Origin of the sequence: gamma proteobacterium SS-5 (assembly GCA_009497875.2) — a bacterium.
GTDB classification, from domain to species: Bacteria; Pseudomonadota; Gammaproteobacteria; order Chromatiales; family Chromatiaceae; genus Magnetovirga; species Magnetovirga frankeli.
Genome location: CP032508.2, coordinates 1,933,163 through 1,959,904, shown reverse-complemented (window position 1 = coordinate 1,959,904; position 26,742 = coordinate 1,933,163). Strand labels below are relative to the sequence as shown.

Here is a 26,742-nt window from a genome sequence, read left to right as displayed (position 1 = left end):
CCTCGACTCGGGCATCCTACTTCGTTCTACCTCCTGCATCCATGCAGTCGTTTGCGCCCTCTGCGTCCCAAAAGATTTATTCCTCTTCGTCGCCGCTGGCCTCAGCTTCGCCCTCGTCGCCCTCGCCTTCGAGCATTTCGATGCGTTCTATGCCGATCAGGCGCTCGTTCTTGCTCAGGCGGATCAGGGTGACGCCCTGGGTGTTGCGGCTGAGGCGGGAGACGTCGCTGACGCGGGTGCGTACCAGGGTTCCGCCGTTGGTGATGAGCATGATCTCATCGCTCTCGTCCACCAGCACCGCGCCCACCTGCTCGCCGTTGCGCTCGTTGGTGATCAGGGAGATCACCCCCATGGCACCACGGCCCTTGCGCGGAAACTCTTCCACTGCGGTGCGCTTGCCGTAGCCCTGGGCGCTGGCGGTGAGCACATCGCGACCCGGTTCGGCGATGATCAGGGAGATCACCCTCTGGCCCTCGCCCAGGCGCACGCCGCGCACCCCGCTGGCCGTGCGGCCCATGGCGCGCACCTCGGATTCGTGGAAACGCACCGCCTTGCCGGCGGAGGTAAACAGCATGACGTCGCGCTCGCCATCGGTGATGTCCACGCCGATGAGTTGATCGTCCTCGCGCAGATCGACGGCGATGATGCCGACGCTGCGCGGGCGGGAGAAGTCTTGCAGGGCGGTCTTCTTCACCGTACCGGAGGCGGTGGCCATGAACACATAGCGGTCTTCCAGGTACTCGCGCACCGGCAGCACGGCGTTGATGCGCTCGCCATCTTCCAGCGGCAGCAGATTGACCATGGGCTTGCCGCGGGCGTTGCGGCTGCCCTGGGGCAGATCATAGACCTTGAGCCAATAGACCCGACCGCGGCTGGAGAAGCAGAGGATGGTGTCGTGGGTGTTGGCGATGAACAGCTGCTCGACGAAGTCCTCATCCTTGGTGGTGGTGGCCAGCTTGCCCTTGCCACCGCGCTTCTGCGCCTGGTAGGTATCCAGGGTCTGGGACTTGGCATAGCCGTGATGGGACAGGGTCACCACCACGTCTTCCTCGGTGATCAGGTCTTCCAGGGTCAGATCCAGGCGGTCCTGGATGATCTCGGTGCGGCGCTTGTCGCCAAATTGATCGCGGATCGCCTCCAGTTCCTCGCGGATCACCTGCATCAGGCGCTCGACGCTGGAGAGGATCAGCAGCAGCTCGGCGATGCGCTCCAGGATCTCGGCGTATTCGGCGAGGATCTTGTCCTTTTCCAGGCCGGTGAGCTTCTGCAGGCGCAGATCCAGGATCGCCTGGGCCTGCGCTTCGGTGAGGCGATAGCCCTCCGGGGTCAGGCCGAAGCCCTCGGCCAGGTCCTCGGGGCGGGAGGCGTCGGCCCCGGCGCGCTCCAGCATGGCCTCCAGGGTGCCGGACTGCCACAGCCGTCCGACCAGGCCCTGCTTGGCCTCAGCCGGGCTGGCGGAGGCCTTGATCAGCTCGATGATCTCGTCGATGTTGGCCAGGGCCACCGCCAGGCCTTCCAGGATATGCGCCCGCTCCCGCGCCTTGCGCAGCTCATACAGGGTGCGGCGGGTGACCACCTCGCGCCGGTGGCGCAGGAAGTATTGCAGCATCTCGCGCAGGTTGAGGATGCGCGGCCGGTTGTCCACCAGGGCCACCATGTTGATGCCGAACACATTCTGCATCTGGGTGTGCTGGAACAGGTTGTTCAGCACCACCTCGGCCACCTCGCCCCGGCGCAGCTCTATCACCATGCGCATGCCGTCCTTGTCCGACTCGTCGCGCATCTCGCTGATGCCTTCGATCTTTTTCTCCTTGACCAGCTCGGCGATCTTCTCCAGCAGCCTGGCCTTGTTCACCTGATAGGGCAGCTCATTGACCACGATGCGCTGGCGGCCGGAGTCCATCTCCTCGATCTGGGTGCGGGCGCGTACATAGATGCGGCCACGGCCGGTGTGATAGGCCTCGTGGATGCCACGGGCACCGTTGATGAAGCCGGCGGTGGGGAAGTCGGGGCCGGGGATGTGCTGCATCAGGCCATCGACGCCGATCTCCGGGTCTTCGATCATGGCGATGCAGCCGGCGATGATCTCGTTCAGGTTGTGCGGCGGGATATTGGTGGCCATGCCCACGGCGATACCGGCCGAGCCGTTCACCAGCAGATTGGGATACTTGGCCGGCAGCACCGCCGGTTCGTACTCAGAGCCGTCGTAGTTGGGCAGGAAGTCCACCGTCTCGCGGTCGATGTCCGCCAGCAGCTCGTGGGCGATCCTGGCCATGCGCACTTCGGTGTAACGCATGGCGGCGGGTGCATCGCCGTCCACCGAGCCGAAGTTGCCCTGGCCGTCGATCAGCATGTAGCGCATGGAGAAGGGCTGCGCCATGCGCACTATGGTGTCGTACACCGCCGTGTCGCCATGGGGGTGGTATTTACCGATGACGTCACCCACCACGCGGGCCGATTTCTTGTAGGCCTTGTTCCAGTCGTTGCCCAGCTCGCTCATGGCGAACAGTACCCGGCGATGTACCGGCTTGAGTCCGTCGCGCACATCCGGCAGGGCGCGCCCGACGATCACGCTCATGGCGTAGTCCAGGTAGGACTGCTGCATTTCGTCTTCGAGATTGACCGGGAGGACTTCTTTGGCAAATTCGCTCGTGGAGGCGGTCATGGAGGGGAAATGTCCTGAATCAGCTGTTTTATTTGATTTATCGAGCTGCGAATTTTACCACAGACCGACCGGGATGACAGTCTGGATATGCCTTAGCAGCGGCCTAAGCCGGACGCAGAGAGCACGGAGTTAGGATTAAACATCCGTGGCAAATTTCGAGTCCCGAGTCCCGAGTCCCGAATCCCGAAGCTTAAGTCCCGATCACCCCTTCTGCACCAGCCGCGCCAGCTTGCCCGCGTCCGGCTTGAGGACTATGCCCTTCTCGGTGACTATGGCGTCCACCAGCTCCGCCGGGGTGACGTCGAACACCGGGTTCCAGGCGTGGGCACCCTCGCTGGCGACGCGCTGGCCGCCGCAGCTGAAGACCTCGTCCGAGGCACGGGTCTCGATGGGGATCATGCCGCCGTTGGTCAGCCCCATGTCGATGGTGGAGGTGGGCGCGGCGACCATGAATTTGACCCCGTGATGACGGGCGGCAATGGCCAGGCCGTAGGTGCCGATCTTATTGGCCACATCGCCATTGGCGGCAATGCGGTCCGAGCCCACCACCACCCAGCCGATGCCGCCCTCGCGCATACGCGCCGCCGCTGCGCCATCGGCCATCAGGGAGACCGGGATGCCGTCCTGCACCAGCTCCCAGGCGGTGAGTCGGGCTCCCTGCAGCCAGGGCCGGGTCTCGTCGGCATAGACCCGCTCCACCTTGCCCTGGGCATGGGCCGAGCGGATCACCCCCAGGGCGGTACCGTAGCCGCCGGTGGCCAGGGCACCGGCGTTGCAGTGGGTGATGATGGCGGTGGGCTTGCGGATCAGGTCCGCGCCCAGATCGCCGATGCGCCTGTTGGCGGCGATATCCTCGGCGTGGATGCGCCGCGCCTCGGCCAGCAGCGGTCCTTCCGGGTTGCCGTCCAGGCCCTGGGCCAGGCCCCGGATACGCTCTATGGCCCAGAACAGGTTGACCGCCGTGGGCCGGGCTGCGGCCAGCTGGTCAAAGTCCTGCTGCATCAGCTCAAACCAGCCGATGGGACTCTCGGCATAGCGCTCACGGGCCGCCAGCACCAGGCCGTAGGCGGCGGTGACGCCAATCGCCGGGGCACCGCGCACCACCATGTCTCGGATCGCCTTGGCCACCTCGGTCAGGCTGCGCAGGGGCAGGAAGGCCCCGCGCTGGGGCAGCAGGCGCTGATCCAGCAGGTAGAGGTCATCCTCATGCCAGACAATGGCGTTGTCGGCCTTGAGTTCCAGGCCCAGTTCGGCGGGCTGCAGCAATTTGCTCATATCTACCTCATAACAAGCGTTCAACGCGCACCCGGATGACCGATCGCTCATCGGCCTCCAGCACGGTCAGCCGGTAATCCTGTTCTTCTATGAAATCACCGGCGCTGGGGATCTTGCGCAGGCGGCTGATGATCAGCCCCCCCACGGTGTGGGCCTCGCCCACGGGGAAATGGACATAGAGGATATCGTTGATCTCGGAGATGGGCATACGCCCGCTCATCAGGTGCGAGGTCTCGGATTCATGCTCTATGTACACGCGCTGCTTGGGGTGGTATTCGTCGAAGTCGTAACCGACATCGATCTCGCCCACCACCTCCTCGAACACGTCCTCCATGGTGAGTATGCCGATGGCCGAGCCAAACTCGTCCACCACCACCGCCATGTGATCGTCCCGCGCCTGCAACTTGGGCAGGGCGCGGTCTATGGTCTGCTTGGGGGAAAGAAACAGCGCCGGTTGCACGTAGTTGGAGATGGGCTCGTCGGCCAGGTCCGGCTTCATCAAATCCCAGGTGCTCAGGGTGAGCACGCCCTTGACGTTGGTGATGTTACCCCGGTACACCGGCAGGCGGTTGTAGCCGTGGCGCATGACGATGCGGATCGCCTCTTTCATGTTGCGCGACTCGTTGAAGCCATAGACATCCGCCAGGGGGATCATGGCCTCGCCCACGGTGGTATCGGCAAAGCGGATGATGCGGCGGATGCGCTTGCGATCAATGGTCGAGGGGCCACTGGAGGTGTCCGATACATCCAGCAGCACGCGCAGTTCATCGCGGGTGATGAACAGGTGCTGGGGCACGGTGCCATCGCCGACCAGGCGGGTGAAGGTACGCGCCACGCCGCTGAAGACGAAGATCACCGGATAGAACAGCAAAGAGAAAAAACGCAGGCCGTAGATGGCCTTGACCGCAATGCCATCGGCCTTCTGCTGGAAGATGCTCTTCGGCACCACCTCGCCGAGGATGAGCAGTATGGGGGTCATCACCAGCACCGAGATGAGGTCGCCATTAGAGCCGAACAGCTCGATGAACAGCAGCGCCCCCAGGGTAGAGATGGTCACCGTGGCAATGTTGGTGCCCACCAGGGTGGTGCCGAGGATCACATCGGGCTTCTTGAACAGCTTGAGCACCAGCTGGGCACCCTTGTCGCCGATCTTGGCCTGGTGGCGCAGCTTGAGCTTGTCCGAGTTGACCATGGCGATCTCGGAGCCGGAGAAGAAGCCCTTGAGCAGCAGAAAGACAATGATCAGGGGGATGACAATGGCCAGATCCATCAGATTTTCTCCTGCTCGCCAGGGGGCGTGTTGGGGGGCTCGCTGGGGGTCTCATTGGCGGTCTCGGCGGTTGCCAGCGCCGTTTCATCGGCATCCGCCCCATCCGCTGCTGGGGCCTCTTCATCGACCCCTTCCTTGGTCACCTTGCGGATCAGCAGCTGGCTGATGCGCAGGCCCTGCACCTCCTTGACGATGAACTCGCAGCCCTCGTGCACCTCCCGATCCCCCTCGCGGGGCAGGCGGTCAAACAGGCGGAAGGCCACGCCGCCGACGGTGGCCATCACCGGATCGTCCAGATCGATGTTCGCCAGGTTGTAGAAATCGCCCAGGCGCATGTCGCCGGGCACCAGCCAGCCGCCCTCCTCGCCGGTGCTGTAGTCCTCTTCCTCCATCTTGCCGGAGATCTCGCCGAAGATGAAGGTGAGCACGTCCTTCAGGGTCACCAGCCCCAGCACCTCGCCGTATTCGCCCAGCACAATGGCGATGCGGGTGTTGTGCGCCTGAAAGTAGTCGAACATCTCGTCCACCTTCTTGGTCGGCGGCACGAAGTGGGCCGGCTTGAGGATCATCTCCAGGGTCACCTGGCTGAGATCGCCGCCGCCGCGCACCAGCTTGAGGATCTGCTCGGAGTGGATGAAGCCGATGACATTGTCCCAGTGACCCTGATACACCGGTACCCGTGGGTGGCAGTATTCGCGGAACCGCTCGATCATCTCGGGCACCGGCAGGTCGGCATCCAGAAAACGGATGCGCGGCCCCGGCGTCATGATGCGGGAGATGTCGGTCTCGGTGGCCTCCAGCAGGTTGCCGATCAGCACCCGTTCGGTGGCGTCGATCACCCCGGTCTCCTCACCCTCTTCCAGCAGGGTGCGAAACTCGTCGGGCTTGAGGATATTCTGCCGACTCACGCCCTCACCCACCAGCCAGGTGGTGATGCGATCGGCGACCATGCGCACCGCCTCGCGCAGCGGCGTGATCAGAATAATCCAGCGCGGCAAGATCCTGGCCGACAGGCGGGTAGTGAACTCCAGCGGGTAGTTGACGGCGATGGTCTTGGGGGTGACCTCGCCGATCAGCAGCAGCAGCGGCACCATCACCAGGATGTTGATCCATACCGTATCCTCGCTGCCGTAGAGCAGCAGCAGGATGCCGGTCATGTTCACCGCCGAGGCGATGTTCACCAGCTCATTGCCGCAGAGGATGGAGATGATCAGCCGCCGCGGCTCGTCGAGCATGGCGTGCACGCTCTCGGAATACCGGTTGCGGGTCTGGCGCAGGCGCTGCAGATCGATGCGGCTAAGCGAAAACAGCGCCGTCTCTGAGCCGGAAAACACCGCCGAGGAGGTCAGCAGCAACACCTGAAACAGGACGCGCAGGCCCAGCTCCAGCTCTTCCGGGCTGATTCCCAGGGAATGGTAGAAGGCGAAAAGCTCATTCATGCGGCGCGGATCCCCGAACGGTACCCAGGACCCCAGGCCACAACGACCGGCTCGACCCTGGCAAGCAGCCCGGTATTATGCCACGGAAAGCCGCTCAGGAGTTATTCCGAGCCTTGTCCAATATGAAATGAGTCTATGGCTAATGCTCCCCCTCCGTGCTCTACCCTCTGTCTTTTGCCCTCTGTCCTCTGGGTTAAAGCTCGCGAGTGGCCAGAAAGTGGATGTCCGGCCAGCGCTCCTGGGCCAGTTGCAGGTTGACCCGGGTGGGGGCGAGATAGACCAGCTGATCATCGCCGTCCAGGGCCAGATTGTCGTGGGCCTTGCTGCGGAATTGCTCCAGCATCTTGCTGTCATCGCATTGTATCCAGCGGGCGGTGGCTATGCCGACTGCCTCCACCACCGCCTCGACGTTGTATTCGTCCTTGAGCCGTTGCGCCGCCACCTCGAACTGCAGCACGCCGACGGCACCAAGGATGAGGTCGTTGTTTTTCAGGGGTCGGAAGCTCTGGGTGGCGCCTTCTTCGGAGAGCTGCAATATGCCTTTGAGCAGTTGCTTGCCTTTCAGCGGGTCTTTCAGCACCACGCGGCGGAACAGCTCGGGGGCGAAGAAGGGGATGCCCTCGTACTTGAGGTTCTCGCCCTCGGTGAAGGTATCGCCGATCTGCATGGTGCCGTGGTTGTGCAGGCCGATGATGTCACCCGGCCAGGCCTCCTCCACCTGGGCGCGCTCGTCGGCCTGGAAGGTGACGGCATTGGCCACCTGCACCGTCTTGCCCAGGCGCACATGATTGAGCTTCATCCCTTTGCGGTAGCTGCCGGAACAGACGCGGAAGAAGGCGACGCGGTCGCGGTGCTGGGGGTCCATGTTGGCCTGAATCTTGAACACGAAGCCGGTCATTTTCTCCTCGGCAGGATCGACCAGGCGCTGCACCGTCTTGCGCGGCAGCGGTGGCGGCGCGTAATCGACAAAGGCATCCAGCAGTTCCTTGACGCCAAAGTTGTTGATCGCCGAGCCAAAAAACACCGGCGTCTGCTCGCCGCGCAGGTAGGCGGCATGGTCGATCGCGTGGCTGGCACCGCGCACCAGTTCCACCTCGGTGCGCAGTTCATCGGCCTGATCGCCCACCAGCTCATCCAGGCGCGGGTTGTCCAGGCCGATGATCAGCTCGCCCTGCTGGATCTTGCCGCCGTGGGTGGGGCTGAACATGTGGGTGGTATCGGTGCGCAGGTCATAGACGCCGCGAAAGCGCTTGCCCATGCCGATGGGCCAGCTGGCCGGGGCGCACTGGATACCGAGCACGCTCTCTACCTCGTCCAGCAGCTCCATGGCATCGCGGCCCTCGCGGTCGAGCTTGTTGATGAAGGTGAGGATGGGGGTGGCACGCATGCGGCACACCTCCATCAGCTTGATGGTGCGCTCTTCGACACCCTTGGCGACGTCGATCACCATCAGCGCCGAATCCACGGCGGTGAGGGTGCGGTAGGTGTCCTCGGAGAAGTCCTCATGACCGGGGGTGTCGAGCAGGTTGACCACGCGGCCGTTGTAGGGAAACTGCATCACCGAGGAGGTCACCGAGATGCCGCGCTCCTGCTCCATCTTCATCCAGTCCGAGGTGGCATGACGGGCGGCCTTGCGCCCCTTGACCGTACCGGCCAGCTGAATGGCACCGCCGAACAGCAGCAGCTTTTCCGTCAAGGTGGTCTTGCCGGCGTCCGGATGGGAGATGATGGCGAAGGTGCGGCGTTTGCTGAGTTGTTCGATGAATGGGGACATGGGTTAAGGGCCAGAAAGGGTTGAAGATAGCGTTGAAGTTGAGGTGGTTATTAGATTTAAGTCCGCGAATGAACGCGAATGAACACAACTGGCAGCAGGGCATGGCCCGCTCCAGGCCCAATGGCGTCAACTTAAGACATTTACGGGCTGCTTAAGCCGTTCGCTCAGCCAGCGCTTTCGCGCTAAGTTGACGCCATTGTCCTGGGAGCTCCGAGCCCCGGAAATTCCGAACTGGCGCTCAGAGGTGCAAAGTGGTAGCCCGGATGCAGCGAAACGAAATCCGGGCTACGGAGCCTGCCGAGTCCCGAGTCCCGAGTCCCGAGTCCCGAGTCACCAAATTATAACAACCGAAAATAGGCCAGCTGCTCGGGTAGATTGATCTCGCGCACCTTCATCCGTACCGCCTGATCCAGGCTGTATTCAGGTTTGAGGCGCATGCGGGCCTCAAAGGCCAGCTCGGGGATCATCACCACCATGTGCCGTTCGCCCTGCTCCACCACCACCCCCTCGCCCTGCCAATCGGCATTCTGCCGCAGCCAGACCAGCTTCCAGTGCTGGTTGGACAGGCGCTCGGTGCGGCGGCGCAAAAAACTGCCCTCGTCGGACTGGCTGGCACGCAGGGAGACCTGCTCCAGGCTCAGGGGCTCGCGCCCGGCCAGATGGGCACGCAGCTGCTGATGCGTCAGCAGGTCGGGATAGCGGCGCAGCGGGCTGGTGGCGCGCACATAGCGCTGCAGGCCCAGCCCGGAGTGCAGGCCCGGCTCCGTCTGCGAGCGGGTCGGCTTGAAGAAACGCCGGTAGGCGTACATCTGCGCCAGGCTGCCGGGGCTGCGCAACTCATCCGGCGGGGCCTGCACGGCAAAGGGCACGGCAATCTGGTGTTGCAGACAATAACTGGCCACCGCCTCGCCGGCCATGAGCATGGCGTCGGTGACCATCTCCCGGCTGTCCAGCTTCTCCTGGGGTTTAATCTGCGGCCTGCCGTCGATCACCCGCAGGCTCACCTCGGGCAGGTCCAGCCCCACGGCACCGGCCTGCTGACGACGGGCGCGGTAGCGCTCGGTCAGGCTGCGGATGCTGGCAAAGGGCTCCTGCTCCAGGCGTCGGTTGGCCTCGGCATAGCTGATGCGCGTGGCGCGGATGTGGCTGGCGCAGATGGCTATGTCCACAGGCTCGGCCGCCTCCGACAGGCGAAGGCCGATGGATAGGGCCGGTGAGCGTTCCTGCAGCCCCAGTCCCAGCATCTCGGTCAGGGGCGGCGGCAGCATGTGGCTGATGGTTTCCGGCAGATAGAGATTGGCGCCCCGGCTGCGGGCTTCCTGATCCAGCGCCGAGTCCGGCACCACCAGGGCGGCGACATCGGCCACATGCACCCAGAGGCGGTCGCCATCGAAGCTGATGGCGTCGTCCGGGTCATTGCTGTGTTCGTCGTCTATGGCCCAGGCGGTCAGCTCGGTCAGGTCCTGGCGCGGCTCCTGCTGCAGCTCCCCCGGCTCCAGCTGGGGCGAGTCCAGCGGCACGCCCTGACGCCCTGGATGGGGGTTTTGATGATCGGGCCAGTAGCCCAGCTCCACCAGCAGACGGTGGGCGTTTTCCGGCGTCGCGGCAATGCCCAGCGCCTCCAGGATACGACTCTGCGCCAGCTGACCCAGGGCCAGGCGCTCCACCTCGCTCAGCTGGCCCCGATCTTCCGCTAGTATCTGCCGCTGTTGCAGGCGCTGCAGCAGATCGGCCCATTCCTGCTCCTTGCGCGCCTTTTCCTCGCGGGCGGCGCGATCAGCGGCGATCTGTTCGGCGCTACGCGGCCTGAGGGCGTTGATATCACCCTCGAACCAGAGCCCCTCGGCCAGGCTCAGCCAGAGTGACCAGGCCTGGGCCGGACCGGGCCGCTCGAACACCAGCTCCAGCAGATCGGCAAAGCGGCTCTCTTCACCCTCCAGCAGCTCCCAGGCCTCGGTGACATCGGCGGCCTCGCCGGGCAGGCCCTGCAGTTGCTGCAGCGGACCTGGGTGCAGCAGGATCACGTCCTTGTCGCGTACCCGTTTGGTCTTGCCTCCCTCCAGTTCGATTTCCACCTTATCGGCAAGGGCTAGAATGCGTGCGGGATGGCCCTTATACAGCACCAGGGCGTTGATTTGCAGCTTTTCCGGACTCATGTAATCTCAGTATTCTCAAGTTTGGTCGGCTATCATACCGCACTCGCCCCACCCACCCTGACCCGAGGGAGCAAAATCCATGAACACCCCCCCATCATCCAGCCTGCCCGATTGCGTCCTCTATGATCTGAGCCACCTGGGCCTGATCCATGTTGAGGGCGAGGACGCCCTGAGCTTTATGCAGGGCCAATTCACCAACGACAGCCGCGAGATTGGCCCCCATCGCAGCCAGCTCAGCGCCCTGTGCTCCCCCAAGGGGCGTATGCTGGCGCTGTTTCGCGTCATCCCGGCGGCTAAGGGCTGGCTGTTGCAGCTGCCGTCAGAGCGGCTTGAGCCCCTGCGCCAGCGCCTGCAGATGCATGTGCTGCGCGCCAAGGTCAGCCTGCGCGACGCCAGCGCCGACTGGCGCCAGATGGGCCTGGCCGGCGCGGGTGCCGAGGCCCTGCTGCAACAGCTGTTGGGCCAGGTGCCAGAGGGGGTGGATGATTGTATTCAGCAAGAGGGCCTGTGCTGCCTGCGCCTGATGGGAAGTCTGGCGGAGAACCCAGCAGAGAACCGGCCGCGCTTTCTGTTGCTGGCCGACCCCCAGCAGGCCGCCGGACTCTGGCAACGGCTGAGCGAAGCGGCCCGGCCGGGGGATGTCGAGAGCTGGAAGCTGCTGGCCATTCGCGCCGGCGAGCCGGTGGTGCATGAGGCAACGGTGGAGGCCTTCGTGCCGCAGATGGCCAACCTGCAGCTGGTCAATGGCCTGAGCTTTACCAAGGGCTGCTTCACCGGCCAGGAGGTGGTGGCGCGCATGCAATACCTGGGCAAGCTGAAGCGTCGCATGTACCGCGCCCGGCTCGCCAGCGCCGAGCCGGTGCTGCCGGGGATGGAGATCTTCTCCCCCCACAGCACCTCGGGCCAGGGTGCCGGGCGGGTGGTGGAAGCGGCAGCGAGCGAGGCCGACGGCCAATGGGAGCTGCTCGCCGTGCTGGAGATCAGCCAGGCCGATGGCCCCCTGCATCTGGCCAGCCTGAGCGGGCCTGAGCTGAAAATTCTGCCCCTGCCCTACGCATTTGAGGAAAAATCCACATAAAGCTGCTAGATTATTGCGCTTATTCGATTAACATAGCTGATATTCGCCCCTGCAATGCCATGGGACGAGGGATGATTGGCCTGAGTGGTTGCCAATCCTGACTCTGAACACAGCACCCAAGATCCACACAAGCTACTAATGGCAATAGATAACCCTTTCATTGGCCTAAAATATCTGGCGGTGGACGACTTCCCCGCCATGCGTTCTATGGTCAAATCCATCCTCCAGGGGCTGGGCGTACCCGCCAAGGACATCAGTGTTGCCACCACAGGTGAGGAGGCCATAGCCCTGCTGGCCAAGCGCCGTTTTGATGTCGTCCTGTGCGACTATAACCTGGGTCCGGGCAAGGACGGCCAGCAGGTACTGGAAGAGGCCCGCCACCGGGGGCTTTTGGGGCTGCACTCCATCTTCATCATGATCACCGCCGAAAATACTCGCGAGATGGTCATGAGCGCCGTCGAGCACGAGCCGGACAACTATCTGTCCAAGCCCTTCAACAAGGAACTGCTGCGCACCCGCCTGACCCGTCTGTTCGAGCGCAAGCACGTACTGCAACCGGTCAATGACGCACTCACCAGCAACAACTACCCCAAGGCGCTGGCGTTGCTCAACGCCATGATCGCCAAAAATCCGAAAAACCTGCCCGACCTGCAGAAGATCAAGGCCCAAATCTCGATTCAGGCCGGTCGCTATGACGATGCCCTGGACATCTACGACCAGGCGCTACAGGCCCGCGACATGGCCTGGGCCAGGCTGGGCAAGGCTAAGGTATTGTTTTCCAAGAAGCAATACGCCGAGGCCAAGACCCTGTTCCAGGGCATGATCGAGGAATACCCCTACCTGGTTGCCGCCTTCGACTGGCTGGCCAAGATACAGACCATCGAGGGCGACCTAGCCACCGCCGAGGCCACCCTGAGCCGAGCTGTCAAGCTCTCTCCCAAGGCGGTTCGCCGTCAGCATCAACTGGGGGATCTGGCCCTGCAGAACGGCAACTCCGAGCTGGCCGAAAAGGCCTACAACCGGGCCGTCAGCTTTGGTCAGCATTCGGTATTCAGCCACCCCTCGGCCCTCTCCGGACTGGCCAAGTCCAAGAGCGCCAACAACAAGCACCTGGATGCCCTCAAGGTAGTCCAGGATCTGGCCAAGAGCTTCCCTGACGACCCCGAGGCCGAATTCTATCAGGCCACCACCAAGGCCGTGATCAAGCAGAATCAGGGTGACACCAAGGGTGCCGCGGAAGAACTGCAAAAGGCCGAGGGGGTCTTATCCCAGTTCGAACACGGTGCCACCGGTAAACTGGGGCTGGAGATGGCCTCGGCCTGTTCCCAACTGGGCCAGAACGACAGGGCCAACAGCCTGCTGCGCACGGTGGTGGCCAACAACCACGACGATGACAGCCTGCTCGGGGCCGTGGGTCAGGTGCTCAAGGCCAGCGGCCTGAGCGATGCCCCCGAACAGATGATTGAAGACATCCGCAAGGACGTGTTCCGCAAGAACAACAAGGGCGTCAAGCTGATTCGCGAGGGCCGCCTGGACGAGGCCATCCATCTGCTGCACGATGCCGCCGATGAGCTGCCCAGCAACAAAACCATCAACCTCAACGCCGCCAAGGCCTGTCTGATGAAAATGGAGGCCCAGGGCAACAACAAGGAGGATCTGAATGCCGCCAACCGATTCATCGAGCGGGTCAGGCGCATGGCCCCGGATGACTGGCGCCTGAGCAGCCTGATTCCCCGCCTGCAGCAACTGGCGCACAACCAGTGAGACCTGGTTCGAGGGAGACCCGAGCGGTCCATTTCAAAACTAAAGAACCCGGCACGATCAAGCAATGACAAGGAGTGAGCGACCATGAACTTTTCCGATATTCTTGCCTCCAGCATCCATGACATCAAGAATTCCCTGGGCATCATCAGCAACAACCTAGATGAACTGCTGGACAATCCGGACAACAAGATCCAGGACAAAGACAAGGGCTGCATGCTGAAAAACGAGGTGCAGCGGGCCAACAACAACATGATCCAGCTGCTCACCCTGTACAAGATGGGGGTCAATCAGATCATGCTCTCCATCCAGGAGATCAACGTGGACGACCTGCTCAGCGAGCTCATCGCCGAGAACCAATCCACTGCCGACTCCCTCGGACTGACGATGGAATACGACTGCGACCCCTACCTGTGCGGCTTCTTTGATGAGGACATGGTGCGGGGCGTGCTCAACAGCACCATAGGCAACGCCCAGCGTTACGCCAAGGGCAAGATTCGCCTGAGCGCCAGTCAGGAGGACGACTATCTGGTGATCCGTATCGAAGACGACGGCAACGGCTACCCCCAATCCATGCTCGACGCCCTGGAACAGGACAGCCACGAGGAGTCCTTCAGCAACGGCCGCACCCAGCTAGGCCTCTACTTTGCCGATCAGGTGGCCCGACTGCACAGCGCCCACGGCCGCCAGGGCAGCATCAAGCTATACAACAACCGGCAACTGCCGGGCAGCTGCTTTGAACTCAGGCTGCCCTGAGGATTGGCAAGTGGATATGATACAGCCAAGCCGCATCGGCCTCACCCCGGCCTTGATCTTAGCCCTGGGAGTGGCCCTGACCGGCTGCGCCACGCCACCGGCCCATGACAATAACTTTGATTCCGTCGTGCTCAGGCCGGGCGACTCGCGCATCTGTACCGGCTCCCCCTGTGAGGTCTTTCTGCGCACCCCCAAGGGAAAAAAGGACTGGCTTATCTCCGGCCAGAATGTCTATCCGGGCCGCTACCCGCCAGGCAAGACCGCCTATCTGGGCCGCTTCGAGCCCGGCAGCTACAGCTTTCAGATCCAAGACAGCAAAAGCCCCACCAGCTACCTGCACGTAGCCGGCCACGAGCATGAGTGAGCCGACCAGCCTCCTCCCGGCTGCGTACTAAGGATCAAGGGCGAGCAGACGTTCATTTTCTGGGGCGGCCCTGCTCGCCCCGTGATCCTTAGGCTGATCGATTCAACCCGCGCAACAGATCGTTCCAGATATCCTCGATGGACTCCAGGCCCACGGAGAGGCGTAGCAGGCCTTCGCCCAGGCCGATTTGCTGACGCTCCTCAGGACTCAGGCGGCCGTGGGTGGTGGTGGCGGGGTGGGTGATGGTGCTCTTCACATCGCCCAGGTTGGCGGTGATGGACAGCAGGCAGGTGCTATCGATCACGCCCCAGGCGGCCTCGCGCCCGCCCTTGATATCAAACGCAAGCACGCCGCCGGAGCCCGCCTGCTGCCGCTGCGCCAGCCCATGCTGGGGGTGGGACTCCAGGCTGGGGTGATAGACCCGCTCCACCTGGGGATGGTCCTGCAGCCGCCGCGCCAGCTCGTCGGCATTGCGGCAATGGGCCTGCATTCGGACCTGCAGGGTCTCCAGCCCCTTGAGAAACACCCAGGCATTGAACGGACTCATGCTCGGGCCACAGGTACGCAGTACGCCGAACACCTCTTCACCCACCTGTTTGGCATCGCCCAGCACGGCCCCGCCGACGCAGCGGCCCTGGCCGTCCAGGTATTTGGTAGCCGAGTGGATGATGATGTCTGCCCCCAGCGCCAGCGGCCGCTGCAACACCGGGGTGCAGAGGCAATTATCCACCGCCAGCAGGGCACCCTGGTCGTGGGCCAGGTCGGCCAGCTGGCGGATATCCGCCACCTCGGTGAGGGGGTTGGAGGGGGTCTCCAGGAACAGCAGCCGGGTATTGGGGCGCAGGGCCGCCTGCCACTGGGACAGGTCGGTAAGATCGACAAAGCTGGTCTCTATGCCAAAGCGGGCCAGGTATTTGTTGAACAGGATCACCGTGGTACCGAAGATGCTGCGCGAGGCGACCAGGTGGTCTCCGGAGCGCAGCAGGCCCATGCACAGGGCGAGGATGGCCGCCATGCCGGATGCCGTGGCGACGCAGGCCTCGGCCCCCTCCATGGCCGCCAGGCGCTGCTCGAAGGTGCGTACTGTGGGGTTGGTGAAGCGGGAGTAGATGTTGCCTGGGATCTCGCCGGCAAAGCGCGCGGCGGCCTCGGCGGCGCTGGCGAACACATAACTGGAGGTGGGAAAGATGGCCTCGCCATGCTCGGACTCCTGGCTGCGTACCTGACCGGCCCGCACCGCCAGGGTGGCCATATCCCATTCGCCATCGTTATCAAACATGTTGCTACCTTTTGCTGGTTGAGTAGGGTCGGCAGTCAGCCATCAGCGGCCAGCTTTAACGGAGTCTGTGGGAGGGCAGCTTGCTGCGCGACCTGGCAGTGCCTCCTTCGCCCGGCAGAGCCGACCTCCCACGCGCCCGCCGCCAAGCCAGCCGTGATTGGGTTGCGCACCGCAGGCACGGCGGCCACGGGCCGCCCTATGCAAAGGCTGGCCGCTGACGGCTGAAAGCTGGCCGCTGAAAGCTGGCAGCTTCTTCAAGCCTTATTATGCAAATCAATCACCTTCTGCCCGGCCAGGTCGTTGCCAGATTTGACCTTGTCGTTGCGGTCCATCTCCAGCTGCGCCAGGTAGTCGGCGGTGACGTCGCCGGTGACGTAGTCGCCGTTGAATACCGCCGCCTCAAAGCGGTCCACCTTGGTCTTGCCCTTCTTCTGGCAGGCCAGGGTGAGGTCTTCCAGGGTCTGGTAGATGATGCCATCGGCCCCCACCAGGCGGCCGATCTCATCCTCGCTGCGATCAAAGGCCACCAGTTCCCTAGCGGCAGGCATGTCGATGCCATACACATTGGGGAAGCGCACCGGCGGTGCCGCCGAAGCGAAGAACACCTTGCGCGCCCCGGCCTCGCGCGCCATCTGTACGATCTGGCGCGAGGTGGTGCCGCGCACTATGGAGTCATCCACCAGCAGCACGTTCTTGTTCTTGAATTCCAGATCGATGGCATTGAGCTTTTGGCGCACAGACTTCTTGCGCACCTTCTGTCCGGGCATGATGAAGGTGCGGCCGATGTAGCGATTTTTGATGAAGCCCTCGGTGTAGCGCACCCCCAGGGTATTGGCCAGCCGCAGGGCGGCGGTGCGGCTGGTGTCGGGGATCGGGATGACCACGTCTATGTCTTTGCCTGCCCAGCGTTTTTCTATGCTGTGGGCAAGCCGCTTGCCCATCCGCGAGCGGGCCTTGTGGACGAAGATATCGTCGATCACCGAGTCCGGCCGGGCGAAATAGACAAACTCGAAAATGCAGGGCGAGAGCAGGGTCTGCTCGGCGCAGATGCGGCTGTGCAGGTTGCCCTGGATGTCGATGAACACCCCCTCGCCGGGGCGCAGGTCGCGGATCAGATCAAAGCCCAAGGTGTCCAGGGCCACGCTCTCGGAGGCAATCATGTACTCATCGCCCGCGTCGGTCTCGCGTCGGCCAAATACGATGGGGCGTATGCCAAAGGCATCGCGAAAGCCCAGGATGCCCACCCCAGGGATCATGGCCACAGCGGAATAACCGCCCCGGCAGCGCCGATAGACCCCGCTCAGAGCCTTGAAGATATCGTCCTCATCGACATCCATCTTGGTCACCGCCTGCAGCTCGTGGGCGAAGACATTGAGCAGGATCTCGGAATCGGATTCGGTGTTGATGTGGCGCAGGTCCTCGCGGAACAGCTCCTGCTTCAGCTCGGCGGCATTGGTCAGATTGCCGTTGTGCGCCAGGGTGATGCCGAAGGGCGAGTTGACGTAAAACGGCTGCGCCTCGGCCGACGAAGAGCAGCCCGCCGTGGGATAACGCACATGGCCTATGCCCATGTTGCCGCGCAGGCCGAGCATACGCTCATGGCTGAATACATCCCGTGCCAGGCCATTGTCCTTGCACAGATGCAGGCGCTTGTTGTCGCAGGTGACTATACCCGCCGCATCCTGACCCCGATGTTGCAGGATCTGCAGGGAATCATAGAGCGACTGACTGACCGGCGAACGGCCGACGATTCCAACAATACCGCACATACTTACCTCGCACCTGTTGGTGGCTGTGGGGGGTGAGGAGGGGGCGGCGCACCGCCAGGGGAAATCAGCTGCTCGCCGCCCAGGCGAATGCGCTCGGCGATATCCGGGGGCAAGAGACCGCGCAACCAGGCCGCCAGCTCCTCGAAATGGCCCACCAGTTGAGACTGCTGCCACCAGGGGTCCTGGGGGATGGCCGTCAGACCCGCCAGCAGCACCAGACCGGCCACCAGCAGGGCACCCCGGGTCGCGCCGAAGAGCACGCCGATAAGGCGGTCGGTACCGCTCAGGCCGGTGGCGTCGATCAGCTTGGCGATGATGTAGGTGATCAGCCCGCCCAGCAGCAGTACGCTGAAAAAGATGATGGCAAAGGCCGCCGCCAATTGCAGCGAGGGCACCTGAATCCACTGCCCCAGGGGTACGGCCAGCTCGCGGAAGAACATCTGCGCCACCCAGAAGGCCAGCACCCAGAAGGCCAGGGACAGGGCCTCGCGCACAAAGCCGCGAAACAGGCTGACCAGGCTGGACAGCAGAATGATCGCGATGATGCCATAGTCAAGCCAGTTGAGGGTCACTTGTATCTCCAGGGGTGGGCATGGATTTTTGATTGCCAATTGTGCCGATTATCACCGATTGGCGTGCAAGTCATAGCAGCAACGGGCAGGTTGTAGCCCGGATAGAGGGCAAGGGTCCCTTCCGGCATCCTCGGCTTTGGCACCCTTCGACAGGCTTCCTGTGCTGAGCACTGTCGAAGCAAGGACGGCGCTTTGGCTACATCCGGGCTACAGAGGCCATTTCAGGGCGCAAGCTCCAGCTTGCGTACCCAGGGGCCGCGTTGCTGCACCGCACGGGGCAGGGCCTGCATGGCATCCAGAGCCTGGTTGAGCGTCCCGTAGCGGCCATAGAACAGGCTGAACCAGGGCGCGCCGTTGCGCTGCTCCTCGTGGATCCAGGCCTTTGCCCCCAGACCCAGCTGAGCGCTCAGGGCCTCAAGCCCGGCCCGCTGCGAGGCCGACTGGATCTGTACCACATGGATCTTACGCTCATCCCCCGGCAGGGGCTTGAACTCGACCGGGGTCGGCCTGGGTCTAACCTGGGGCCTGGCCTGGGGTCGCGACTGAGATGGGGCCTGGGATTTGGGTCGAGATTGGGGCGGCGTTCTGGTCTGAGCTTTGGCCGGTGCCCTGACCGGTTCCTGGGGGGCGGCCCCCTCCACCACGGGTGCCGGGCTGTCCGACCGGGTCAGGGGTTGTGTGGCAGGCTCCAGACCCATCCAGCGCTTCAGGGTTGTCCAGGGGGCAAAACCACCGCCCTGCGCACCTGTTACGGGGGTCTGGCTGGCCAAGGGCTGAGGCTGCGGCTCGGGTTCAAGTACGGGCCGATCGACCATTGGCGGGCTGGGTTGACCCGGGTTGTCGGGCGCAAAGGACGCCGCCGGGGCCGCCCAGGTCTGCGCGGCAGGCGGGTTGGCGGGGGTCTGCTGCGGGGCCGGGGCATGGGAAGGCCCGGGTTGCAGGTCTTCAAGCCCCGGCAGTGGCCTGGGTTCTGCCGCCCTTGTCCGGGCTGGGGCCGCGCCCTCGCCATCCAGGCCCACCCAGTCCTTGATGGTGTTCAGGCCACGGTCCAACCAACCCGCTTCGGCCACGGCCTCGGTCTGAGCCGCTACCTGGCCCTGCGGCCCTGGCTGGCCGTAACCCTGCTGTAGCTGGGGCGCTGGCCCCGGCGCGCTCGGCGGACTCGGTTGCCTTGCTGCCATTGGGGCGGTCGGCTGGGCCACTGGCGCGGATTGGACTGGAGCGGAAACGGGCGCAGGGACCGACGGCGGCGCGGGCTGGGGTGGGGCCCCCTGGCCGCTCCAGTTGCAGTTCCACCCCCCTTCGGGTTTGGCGGTGCAGCCCCAATCGCCCTGCCCTTCGGCCTGAAGCGGGCCGGTCAGGGGCAATGACGCCCACAAGAAGCAAACAAAAACAGGAATGCGCGGCATGGCTGACCCCTAGTGGTTACTGATGACCTTGGGATCCATCCCCTCGACCAAGGCGTCCGACTGCAGGCGGGACAGGAGGGCGTTCATGCGCCCGGCATCCTGGCCCGGCCCGACGCGCACCCGGTACCAGGTCCTGCCATCCACCTCGGCAGTCTCCACAAAGGCCGGGTAATCCCTGGCCCGCAGCTTTACCGCCAGCTGCTTGGCGCGGATCTCGTTAGTGACGCTGGCCACCTGGATCACCCAGCCGCCATCCGGTGTAGCGGCCAGCGGTTTGGGGGCCGGCCTGGGCGCTGGTTTGGGCGCTGGTTTGGGCACTGGTTTGGGGGTCGGCCTGGGCTCAGGTTTGGGTTTCGGCTTGGGCTGGGTTTGGGCGGCGGGCTGCGGCGCTGGTTCGGGTTCTGGCCCTGTCTCAGGCTCGGGTTGGGCGCTTGGCCGGGCTGCCGCTTGCCCCTGCGCGGGCACCACCGGCTCTGGCCTGGGCAGGATCGGACGGATCGGCTCGGGTTCGGCCAGGGGCGCTGTGGATGGAGCGGCATCCACCCCATCCGATTCCGGAGCCGGGATAAATACCGGGGGTGGTTCAATCAGTGGTTCTATCCCGCTTGGGGCATCGCCCTGGGTGCCGGGCAGGGCCAGGGTGCGGGATTCAAAGCCCTGTGCATCCCTACCCTGGGGGGGGATGGCCGGGTCAGAAAAGCCCTGATCCAGGGGTGATTCCTCTTCCAACAGCATGGGCAGGAAGATCACCGCCAGGGCCACCAGCACGGCACCGCCGATGAGTCGTTTTTTTAGTTGATCATGCATGTTCCACCACCATAGCAGGGTAAGTATTCTTTAACTAACCGAAGCTTGTATTGTTTTTCTCAGGCATTATAGCAGACTCATGACCTCTGATACTGTATAGAAGGAGCCGAACACCAGAATCCTGTCCCCTGGCCTGGCGGCCCTTCGCGCTGCGGCAAAGGCCTGGGCTATTTGGGCAAAGCCCTGGGCCTTGGCGCAGCCCTGCCGCTGCAGCTCCTGCGCGAGGAGCTGGGGGTCGCAGCCACGCTGGCATTCGGGCCGCCCCAGAAACCAGGCATCCACCCGACCACAAAGAGGTGCTATGACCCCGGCGGCATCCTTGTCCGCCAGCAGCCCGAATACCGCCAGCAGGGCACCTGTTTGAGGCAGCTCAGCCAGGCTTGCCGCCAAGGCACGCGCACCCTGGGGATTGTGGGCCACATCCAGATAGATATCCACCTCGACGGCCATCTGCGGCGAGACCGAGCGCGGTAAGCCGATGCGCTGAAACCGGCCCGGCACCTGCGCCTGCCGCAGCCCCTGGGCCAGGGCCTGCTCACCCACCGGCAGCGGCCCCTGCAACAACTGCACCGCCATCAGCACGGCAGCGGCGTTGGACCTCTGATGCGGGCCACGCAAGGCAGGCAGAGGCAGCTGGTTGTAAGATTGATTCGCTGCCGACCAGCGCCAGCCCTCGGCGCTGAACTCCGCTCGATAATCTCTCTCGGCCAGATAGAGCGCCACGCCCAGCTCCCCGGCCAGCTGCACCAGCCCGGCTGGCGGCTGGGTGCCATTGAACACGGCGGGTTGGCCGGGACGCATGATGCCGCCCTTCTCCCGGGCGATCTGATCGATGTCGCTGCCCAGCCAGTCCTGGTGGTCATAGTCGATGCTGCTGATCAGGGCGAGATCGGCATCGATGATATTCACCGCATCCAGCCGCCCGCCCAGGCCCACCTCCAGGATCACCAGATCCAGCCGCGCCTCGGCAAACAGGCTCAGGGCCGCCAGGGTGCCAAACTCAAAGTAGGTCAGACTGATCTCGCCACGGGTCTGGTCCACCCGCTCGAAGGCGGCGCAGAGCTCGGCATCGGTCACCAGGCGACCCTCTAGGCGAATGCGCTCGTTGTAGATCAGCAGATGGGGCGAGGTGTAGGCGCCCACCCGGTAACCGGCGGCGCCGTAGATGGCCTCCAGCAGGGCCACGCTGGAGCCCTTGCCGTTGGTGCCGGCCACGCTGATCACCCGCGCCGGGGCCAGATCCAAGGCCAACCGCCGCCAGACCTCGGCCACCCGCTCCAGGCCCAGATCGATCGCCTTGGGGTGCAGGCCCTCAAGCCAGTTCAGCCAGTGGTTTGGGGTGTCAAAGCGCATGGGGCGGGGTTAGGTTTCGGTAGGCTACCGATCACACCATTGACTCTCACAAGGAATACCATCTCCATCGCCATCCATTTTTGTGCCGGGACAGTTGAGCAGATAAAACTGCGCTTCTTCACATGAGCTCATTTCTGAGCAATACACCTTGCCATTACAACTAAAGTTTTCGCTGATTTTTTCTTCTGTTTTATGATCAGTGAATGGTGTTGAATTATTTGGCGTTCTGCTTTGTGTGAAAAAATTGCCGAATAAAAACATCACAAATAGCACAATAAGAGAAAAGGCAAGACCTTTAGATATCCAACTACTATTTCTTGATTTTCCAATTCTTTTTCGGTGATCAATCTTTCGATCTGATTCTTTGTATTGAAGATTTTTAACACCTTCAATCCCAGCATTAACCGCTCGGATTCTTCCGTCATTATCGGTTTGAATCTGATAAAAGATAACATCACCAACTATTGGGCGTCGTCCTGCTTGCTTCAATGCTGAAATATGGATAAATACATCTTTTTCTCCGCCTTCCGGGGAAATAAAACCAAATCCTTTTTCATCATTCCATTGTTTTATCTTTCCTTTTTGAAGATTGCTTGTCATTTGATCTTCCACATTTTGTTGATTACCAGCACCCGTTCCCTGTCAGGCATTACTCAGGTCACCAGCCAGTTCATCTTCATCCAGATCAATCAGGGCAACGCCGTATTGACCCAATTGCATCAGGAACTCCACCCGCCCCATGCCCAGCATCTGTGCCGCCATGCCGGAAGATAGCTTACCCATCTCATACAACTTGGACGCCATTGCCATTTTGGCCTAGCGCTCAAAATCCGCTGCTGAGCACTGAATCATATCTGGCAACTGTTGAGGAAACTCGACTGTGATGAGCATGTGAATCACCTGATTGAGGTCAACGGGAAGGTGTCGATTGTTACTGTGAAACAACATGGCTGCCTGTCAATCTGGGAGCTCCGAGCCCCGGAAATTCTGATCTGATGCTCGGAGGGGCAAAGGTTAGGTGTGGCCCTGCCCAGCCGCAACCCCGGATTCTCCGCACTCCATCCGGGCTACTTCTTCCTCATCCTTCTCTGCGCCCTCTGCGCTGCTTTGCGTCCTCTGCGTCCCCATTCACAGCCGACTACCCTGATTGAGCATAGCCAACAGATTGGCCATGCGGTCGCGCATCTGGCGCCGGTCGATGATCAGGTCGATGGCGCCGTGCTCCAGCAGAAACTCGCTGCGCTGAAAGCCCTCGGGCAGGGTCTCGCGTACCGTCTGCTCGATCACCCTTGGGCCGGCAAAGCCGATCAGGGCATCGGGCTCGGCGACATTGACGTCCCCGAGCATGGCCAGACTGGCGGAGACGCCGCCCATGGTGGGGTCGGTCATCACCGAGATGAAGGGCAGGCCGCGCTGGCGCATCTTGCCCAGGGCGGCGCTGGTCTTGGCCATCTGCAGCAGGGAGAACAGGGACTCCTGCATACGCGCCCCGCCGGAGGCGGAGAAGCACAGCAGCGGGCAGCGCTGTTCCAGGGCCTGATTGACGCCGCGCACAAAGCGCTCGCCCACCACCGAGCCCATGGAGCCGCCCATGAAGCTGAACTCAAAGGCCGCCACCACCAGGGGCTTGCCCTTGAGCTTGCCGCTCATCACGATCAGGGCATCCTTCTCGCCGGTCTTCTTCTGCGCCTGGCTGATGCGGTCCTTGTACTTGAGGCTGTCCTTGAACTTGAGCGGATCGGCCGGGGCCAGCTCGACGCCCAGCTCCTCGCCGCTGCCCTCATCCAGGAATACCTCCAACCGCCGCCGCGCGCCGATGCGGCTGTGGTGGCCGCATTTGGGGCAGACATCCAGATTGCGCTCCAGCTCGGAGCGGTAAAGGATGGACTCGCACTTGGGGCACTTGGCCCACAGCCCCTCGGGCACGCCCTTTTTCTCGGAACTGCTGGTGCTGATCCGGCTGGGAACCAATTTTTCGAACCAACTCATAGTCTTAACCTAGTCTGAAAACGAGACTCACAAACAGTAAATACCTGACTCAGCGATACCGGAAGCAACAATCGGATCGCAAAGAACGCAAAGCCCGCAGAGCGTTCCAAAAGGCGCACGGCCGTAGCCCGGATGCAGCGAAGCGAAATCCGGGATTAGCAGGACGCAGAATACGTAAAGCCGCTCTGAGCCCGTCCAACCACCTTTCCCCACCAAGCTGTGAGTGGCTTAACGGCCCAAGAAGTTACCCTCATTCTAAATCTTTGCGTCCTTTGCGTACCCTCTGCGTCTTTTGCGTTCCTGTTAACCCCTTGCGACCCAGTTTTTAACATGCTCAACCCGCGCCATCCATCGCCTGGCGCAGGCCGGTGACGAAGCCCTCCACGTCCGCCAGCATCGCCTGGGGGTCACCCGCCAGCTGTTCGATGCGGCTGACGATGGCGCTGCCAACGATTACCGCGTCCGCCACGCTGGCGATGGCAGCGGCGGTGGCGGCATCGCGGATGCCGAAGCCGACGCCCACCGGCAGGCCGGTCTGGGCCTTGATCTCCGCCACCTTGGCGCGCACCCCGTCCAGATCCAGATGGGCCGCGCCGGTGACGCCCTTGATGGAGACATAATAGACAAAGCCGCTGGCCTGGGCGCAGATGCGTTGGATGCGCCCGGCATCGCTGGTGGGCGCGAGCAGATAGATGGGGTCCAGGCCCTGCTCTCGGAGGGCGGGCACCAGGCCCTCGGATTCCTCCGGCGGCATGTCCACCGTCAGCACCCCATCCACCCCGGCGGCAGCTGCGGCGCTGGCAAAGGCGGCAAAGCCCATCACCTCGATGGGATTGAGATAGCCCATGAGCACCACCGGCGTGGTCTGGTCCTGCTGGCGGAAGCGCTTGACCAGGGCCAGCACGTCTTGCATCGAGACATGGTGCTGCAGGGCACGCTCCACCGCCCGCTGGATCACCGGGCCATCGGCCATGGGATCAGAAAAAGGCACCCCCAGCTCAATGACATCGGAACCGCCGCGCACCAGGGCGCGCATCAGCTCCAGGCTGTGATCCGGATGGGGGTCGCCGGCGGTGATGTAGGACACCAGGGCGCTGCGCCCCTGTTCGGCCAGGCGCGCAAAACAGGATTCCAGTCTACTCATAGCTTGAGCCCCTCGCGGGCGGCGACCGTGTGCATATCCTTGTCACCCCGGCCAGACAGATTGATCAGGATGGATTGTTCCGGCGCCATCCGCGGCGCCAGCTGCTGGGCATAGGCCAGGGCGTGGCTGGATTCCAGCGCCGGGATGATGCCCTCGGTACGGGTCAGGCTGTGGAAGGCGGCCAGGGCCTCGGCATCGGTGATGGCCACGTAGTTGGCGCGGCCGCTGTCCTTGAGCCAGGCGTGCTCGGGGCCAACGCCGGGATAATCGAGACCGGCGGAGACCGAGTGGGTCTCGATGATCTGGCCGTCGCGGTCTTCCATCAGATAGGTGCGATTGCCGTGCAGCACGCCAGGACGGCCGGCGCAAAGGGGCGCGGCGTGGTGGCCGCTGTCCAGGCCATCACCAGCGGCCTCGACGCCGTAGATGGTCACCTCGGCATCGTCGAGGAAGGGATAGAACAGGCCGATGGCGTTGGAGCCGCCGCCGACGCAGGCCACCAGGGCATCGGGCAGCTTGCCGTTGCGCGCCAGCATCTGCGCCCGCGCCTCGCGGCCGATGACGGTCTGAAAGTCGCGCACCATGGCCGGATAGGGGTGCGGCCCGGCGACGGTACCGATGATATAGAAGGTGTTATCCACATGGGTGACCCAGTCGCGCATGGCCTCATTCAGCGCGTCCTTCAGCGTCTTCGAGCCGGAGGTCACCGGCACCACGGTGGCGCCGAGCAGCTTCATGCGGAACACATTGGCCTCTTGCCGCGCCACGTCCACCGCGCCCATATAGACCACGCACTCCAGACCAAGCCGGGCGGCTACTGTTGCCGTGGCCACGCCGTGCTGGCCGGCGCCGGTCTCGGCGATGATGCGCGTCTTGCCCATGCGCTTGGCCAGCAGGGCCTGGCCGATGGTGTTGTTGACCTTGTGGGCACCGGTGTGGTTGAGGTCCTCGCGCTTGAGGTAGATCTGCGCCCCGCCCAGCTCGCGGCTCCAGCGCTCGGCGTGATAGATCGGCGAGGGCCGGCCGACGTAGTCCTGCAGGTCCTTGTCGATCTCGGCGAGAAAATCCGGGTCCTGCCGATAGCGCTCATAGGCCTGGCGCAACTCGTCCAGGGGCGCCATCAGGGTTTCGGCGACGAAGATGCCGCCATAGGGGCCGAAATGCCCCCGTGAATCGGGATACTGACCGATGATGCCTTCAGTCATGGCTGGATGGTCCTCGCACGGCTGTCATGAAGCGGTCAATCTTAGCAGAATCCTTGATGCCTTTGGCCGCTTCCACGCCGCCGCTGACATCCACTGCGTAGGGTTTTACCTCGGCAATGGCCTGGGCGACGTTCTCTGCCGTCAGGCCGCCGGCGAGAATGATCTGGCCCGCCAGGGCCTTGGGGATCAGGTGCCAGTCGAAGGTCTCGCCGGTGCCGCCGGGCACGCCGGGCTTGTAGCTGTCCAGCAACAGGCCGCGGGCGCCAGCAAAGCGGCGCTGCTGCTCCAATAAATCCAGCCCCGGCTGCATGCTCAGGGCGCGGATGTAGGGCCGGCCAAAACCGGCACAGTACTCCGGGCATTCCTGACCGTGGAACTGCAACAGATCGATCGGTGCCTGCGCCAGGACCTCACGGATGAACTCCGCCTCGGCATTGACAAACAGGGCGGTGAGGCTGACAAAGGCCGGCATCGCCCGGGCAATGGCAGCGGCCTGATCCCTAGTCACGCAGCGCGGGCTGGGGGGGTAGAACACCAGGCCGATGGCATCAGCGCCCGCGGCTACTGCCGCCAGCCCGTCCTCGACACGGGTGATGCCACAGATCTTGACGCGGGTTCTGCTCATGGGTTTGCTCTGGGTATTGGGGCGCTTCCGCTGGGCTCAGTGCGCGGCTGGC

Annotated in this window: 22 protein-coding genes; 4 read left to right on the top strand and 18 right to left on the bottom strand. The window is 63.3% G+C overall.

All coding sequences use genetic code 11. The features are described 5' to 3' along the window. Window positions 1-76: 76 nt before the first annotated feature. The 6 genes from gyrA to D5125_14215 all read right to left on the bottom strand — a co-directional run bounded on the left by gyrA (window position 77) and on the right by D5125_14215 (window position 10,579). Window positions 77-2,665, bottom strand: a complete 2,589-nt coding sequence (gene gyrA, locus D5125_14240; protein QFY90546.1) for a DNA gyrase subunit A — start codon at window positions 2,663-2,665, stop codon at window positions 77-79. A gap of 201 nt (window positions 2,666-2,866) precedes the next feature. After that, a complete protein-coding gene (gene mtnA / locus D5125_14235; GenBank protein QFY90545.1) occupies window positions 2,867-3,940 on the bottom strand; it encodes an S-methyl-5-thioribose-1-phosphate isomerase in 1,074 nt (357 codons plus the stop codon). Window positions 3,941-3,947: 7 nt separating this feature from the next. After that, window positions 3,948-5,210 (bottom strand): HlyC/CorC family transporter, encoded by a 1,263-nt coding sequence (locus D5125_14230; GenBank protein ID QFY90544.1) that lies wholly within the window; start codon window positions 5,208-5,210, stop codon window positions 3,948-3,950. Then, window positions 5,210-6,649 (bottom strand): HlyC/CorC family transporter, encoded by a 1,440-nt coding sequence (locus D5125_14225; protein QFY90543.1) that lies wholly within the window; start codon window positions 6,647-6,649, stop codon window positions 5,210-5,212. The genes D5125_14230 and D5125_14225 overlap by 1 nt, the downstream gene beginning before the upstream one ends. A 193-nt stretch (window positions 6,650-6,842) precedes the next feature. Then, window positions 6,843-8,423: a peptide chain release factor 3 gene (locus D5125_14220; protein QFY90542.1), complete on the bottom strand. Its 1,581-nt coding sequence runs from the start codon at window positions 8,421-8,423 to the stop codon at window positions 6,843-6,845. A gap of 338 nt (window positions 8,424-8,761) precedes the next feature. After that, window positions 8,762-10,579 carry an RNB domain-containing ribonuclease gene (locus tag D5125_14215; GenBank protein QFY90541.1) on the bottom strand — a complete coding sequence of 606 codons (1,818 nt, stop codon included), beginning with the start codon at window positions 10,577-10,579 and terminating at the stop codon, window positions 8,762-8,764. A gap of 79 nt (window positions 10,580-10,658) precedes the next feature. On the opposite strand from D5125_14215, the gene D5125_14210 reads away from it, so the two are divergent. From D5125_14210 to D5125_14195, 4 genes are all read left to right on the top strand, one after another. After that, on the top strand, window positions 10,659-11,657 hold the full coding sequence (locus tag D5125_14210) for a folate-binding protein YgfZ (protein ID QFY90540.1): 999 nt from the start codon (window positions 10,659-10,661) through the stop codon (window positions 11,655-11,657). A gap of 138 nt (window positions 11,658-11,795) precedes the next feature. Further along, on the top strand, window positions 11,796-13,421 hold the full coding sequence (locus D5125_14205) for a tetratricopeptide repeat protein (protein QFY90539.1): 1,626 nt from the start codon (window positions 11,796-11,798) through the stop codon (window positions 13,419-13,421). 84 nt (window positions 13,422-13,505) lie between these two features. Continuing rightward, the gene (locus D5125_14200; GenBank protein ID QFY90538.1) at window positions 13,506-14,174 is read left to right on the top strand and encodes a HAMP domain-containing histidine kinase; all 669 of its coding nucleotides are present in this window, start codon (window positions 13,506-13,508) and stop codon (window positions 14,172-14,174) included. Between the two features lie 10 nt (window positions 14,175-14,184). Continuing rightward, window positions 14,185-14,538, top strand: a complete 354-nt coding sequence (locus tag D5125_14195; protein QFY90537.2) for a hypothetical protein — start codon at window positions 14,185-14,187, stop codon at window positions 14,536-14,538. 88 nt (window positions 14,539-14,626) lie between these two features. On the opposite strand, the gene D5125_14190 is transcribed toward D5125_14195, so the two are convergent. The 12 genes from D5125_14190 to D5125_14135 all read right to left on the bottom strand — a co-directional run bounded on the left by D5125_14190 (window position 14,627) and on the right by D5125_14135 (window position 26,690). Continuing rightward, a complete protein-coding gene (locus D5125_14190) occupies window positions 14,627-15,817 on the bottom strand; it encodes an O-succinylhomoserine sulfhydrylase (GenBank protein QFY90536.1) in 1,191 nt (396 codons plus the stop codon). A gap of 254 nt (window positions 15,818-16,071) precedes the next feature. Then, on the bottom strand, window positions 16,072-17,586 hold the full coding sequence (purF, locus tag D5125_14185; protein ID QFY90535.1) for an amidophosphoribosyltransferase: 1,515 nt from the start codon (window positions 17,584-17,586) through the stop codon (window positions 16,072-16,074). A 2-nt stretch (window positions 17,587-17,588) separates the two neighbouring features. Further along, window positions 17,589-18,158: a CvpA family protein gene (locus tag D5125_14180; GenBank protein ID QFY90534.1), complete on the bottom strand. Its 570-nt coding sequence runs from the start codon at window positions 18,156-18,158 to the stop codon at window positions 17,589-17,591. A 221-nt stretch (window positions 18,159-18,379) separates the two neighbouring features. Further along, window positions 18,380-19,339 carry an SPOR domain-containing protein gene (locus tag D5125_14175; GenBank protein ID QFY90533.2) on the bottom strand — a complete coding sequence of 320 codons (960 nt, stop codon included), beginning with the start codon at window positions 19,337-19,339 and terminating at the stop codon, window positions 18,380-18,382. 237 nt (window positions 19,340-19,576) lie between these two features. After that, window positions 19,577-20,374 carry an SPOR domain-containing protein gene (locus tag D5125_14170; GenBank protein QFY90532.1) on the bottom strand — a complete coding sequence of 266 codons (798 nt, stop codon included), beginning with the start codon at window positions 20,372-20,374 and terminating at the stop codon, window positions 19,577-19,579. Between the two features lie 66 nt (window positions 20,375-20,440). Then, window positions 20,441-21,727, bottom strand: a complete 1,287-nt coding sequence (gene folC, locus D5125_14165) for a bifunctional tetrahydrofolate synthase/dihydrofolate synthase (GenBank protein ID QFY90531.1) — start codon at window positions 21,725-21,727, stop codon at window positions 20,441-20,443. Window positions 21,728-21,751: 24 nt separating this feature from the next. Beyond that, on the bottom strand, window positions 21,752-22,327 hold the full coding sequence (locus D5125_14160) for a cold shock domain-containing protein (GenBank protein ID QFY90530.1): 576 nt from the start codon (window positions 22,325-22,327) through the stop codon (window positions 21,752-21,754). 42 nt (window positions 22,328-22,369) lie between these two features. Then, window positions 22,370-22,537 (bottom strand): UPF0175 family protein, encoded by a 168-nt coding sequence (locus tag D5125_14155; protein QPB72171.1) that lies wholly within the window; start codon window positions 22,535-22,537, stop codon window positions 22,370-22,372. Between the two features lie 318 nt (window positions 22,538-22,855). Further along, window positions 22,856-23,716 carry an acetyl-CoA carboxylase carboxyltransferase subunit beta gene (locus D5125_14150; protein QFY90529.1) on the bottom strand — a complete coding sequence of 287 codons (861 nt, stop codon included), beginning with the start codon at window positions 23,714-23,716 and terminating at the stop codon, window positions 22,856-22,858. Between the two features lie 334 nt (window positions 23,717-24,050). Then, window positions 24,051-24,860 carry a tryptophan synthase subunit alpha gene (locus D5125_14145; GenBank protein ID QFY90528.1) on the bottom strand — a complete coding sequence of 270 codons (810 nt, stop codon included), beginning with the start codon at window positions 24,858-24,860 and terminating at the stop codon, window positions 24,051-24,053. After that, the gene (gene trpB / locus D5125_14140) at window positions 24,857-26,065 is read right to left on the bottom strand and encodes a tryptophan synthase subunit beta (protein ID QFY90527.1); all 1,209 of its coding nucleotides are present in this window, start codon (window positions 26,063-26,065) and stop codon (window positions 24,857-24,859) included. Before trpB ends, D5125_14145 begins: the two co-directional genes overlap by 4 nt. Next, window positions 26,058-26,690, bottom strand: coding sequence for a phosphoribosylanthranilate isomerase (locus D5125_14135; protein ID QFY90526.1), 633 nt, complete (start codon window positions 26,688-26,690; stop codon window positions 26,058-26,060). Before D5125_14135 ends, trpB begins: the two co-directional genes overlap by 8 nt. Between the last annotated feature and the right edge of the window lie 52 nt (window positions 26,691-26,742).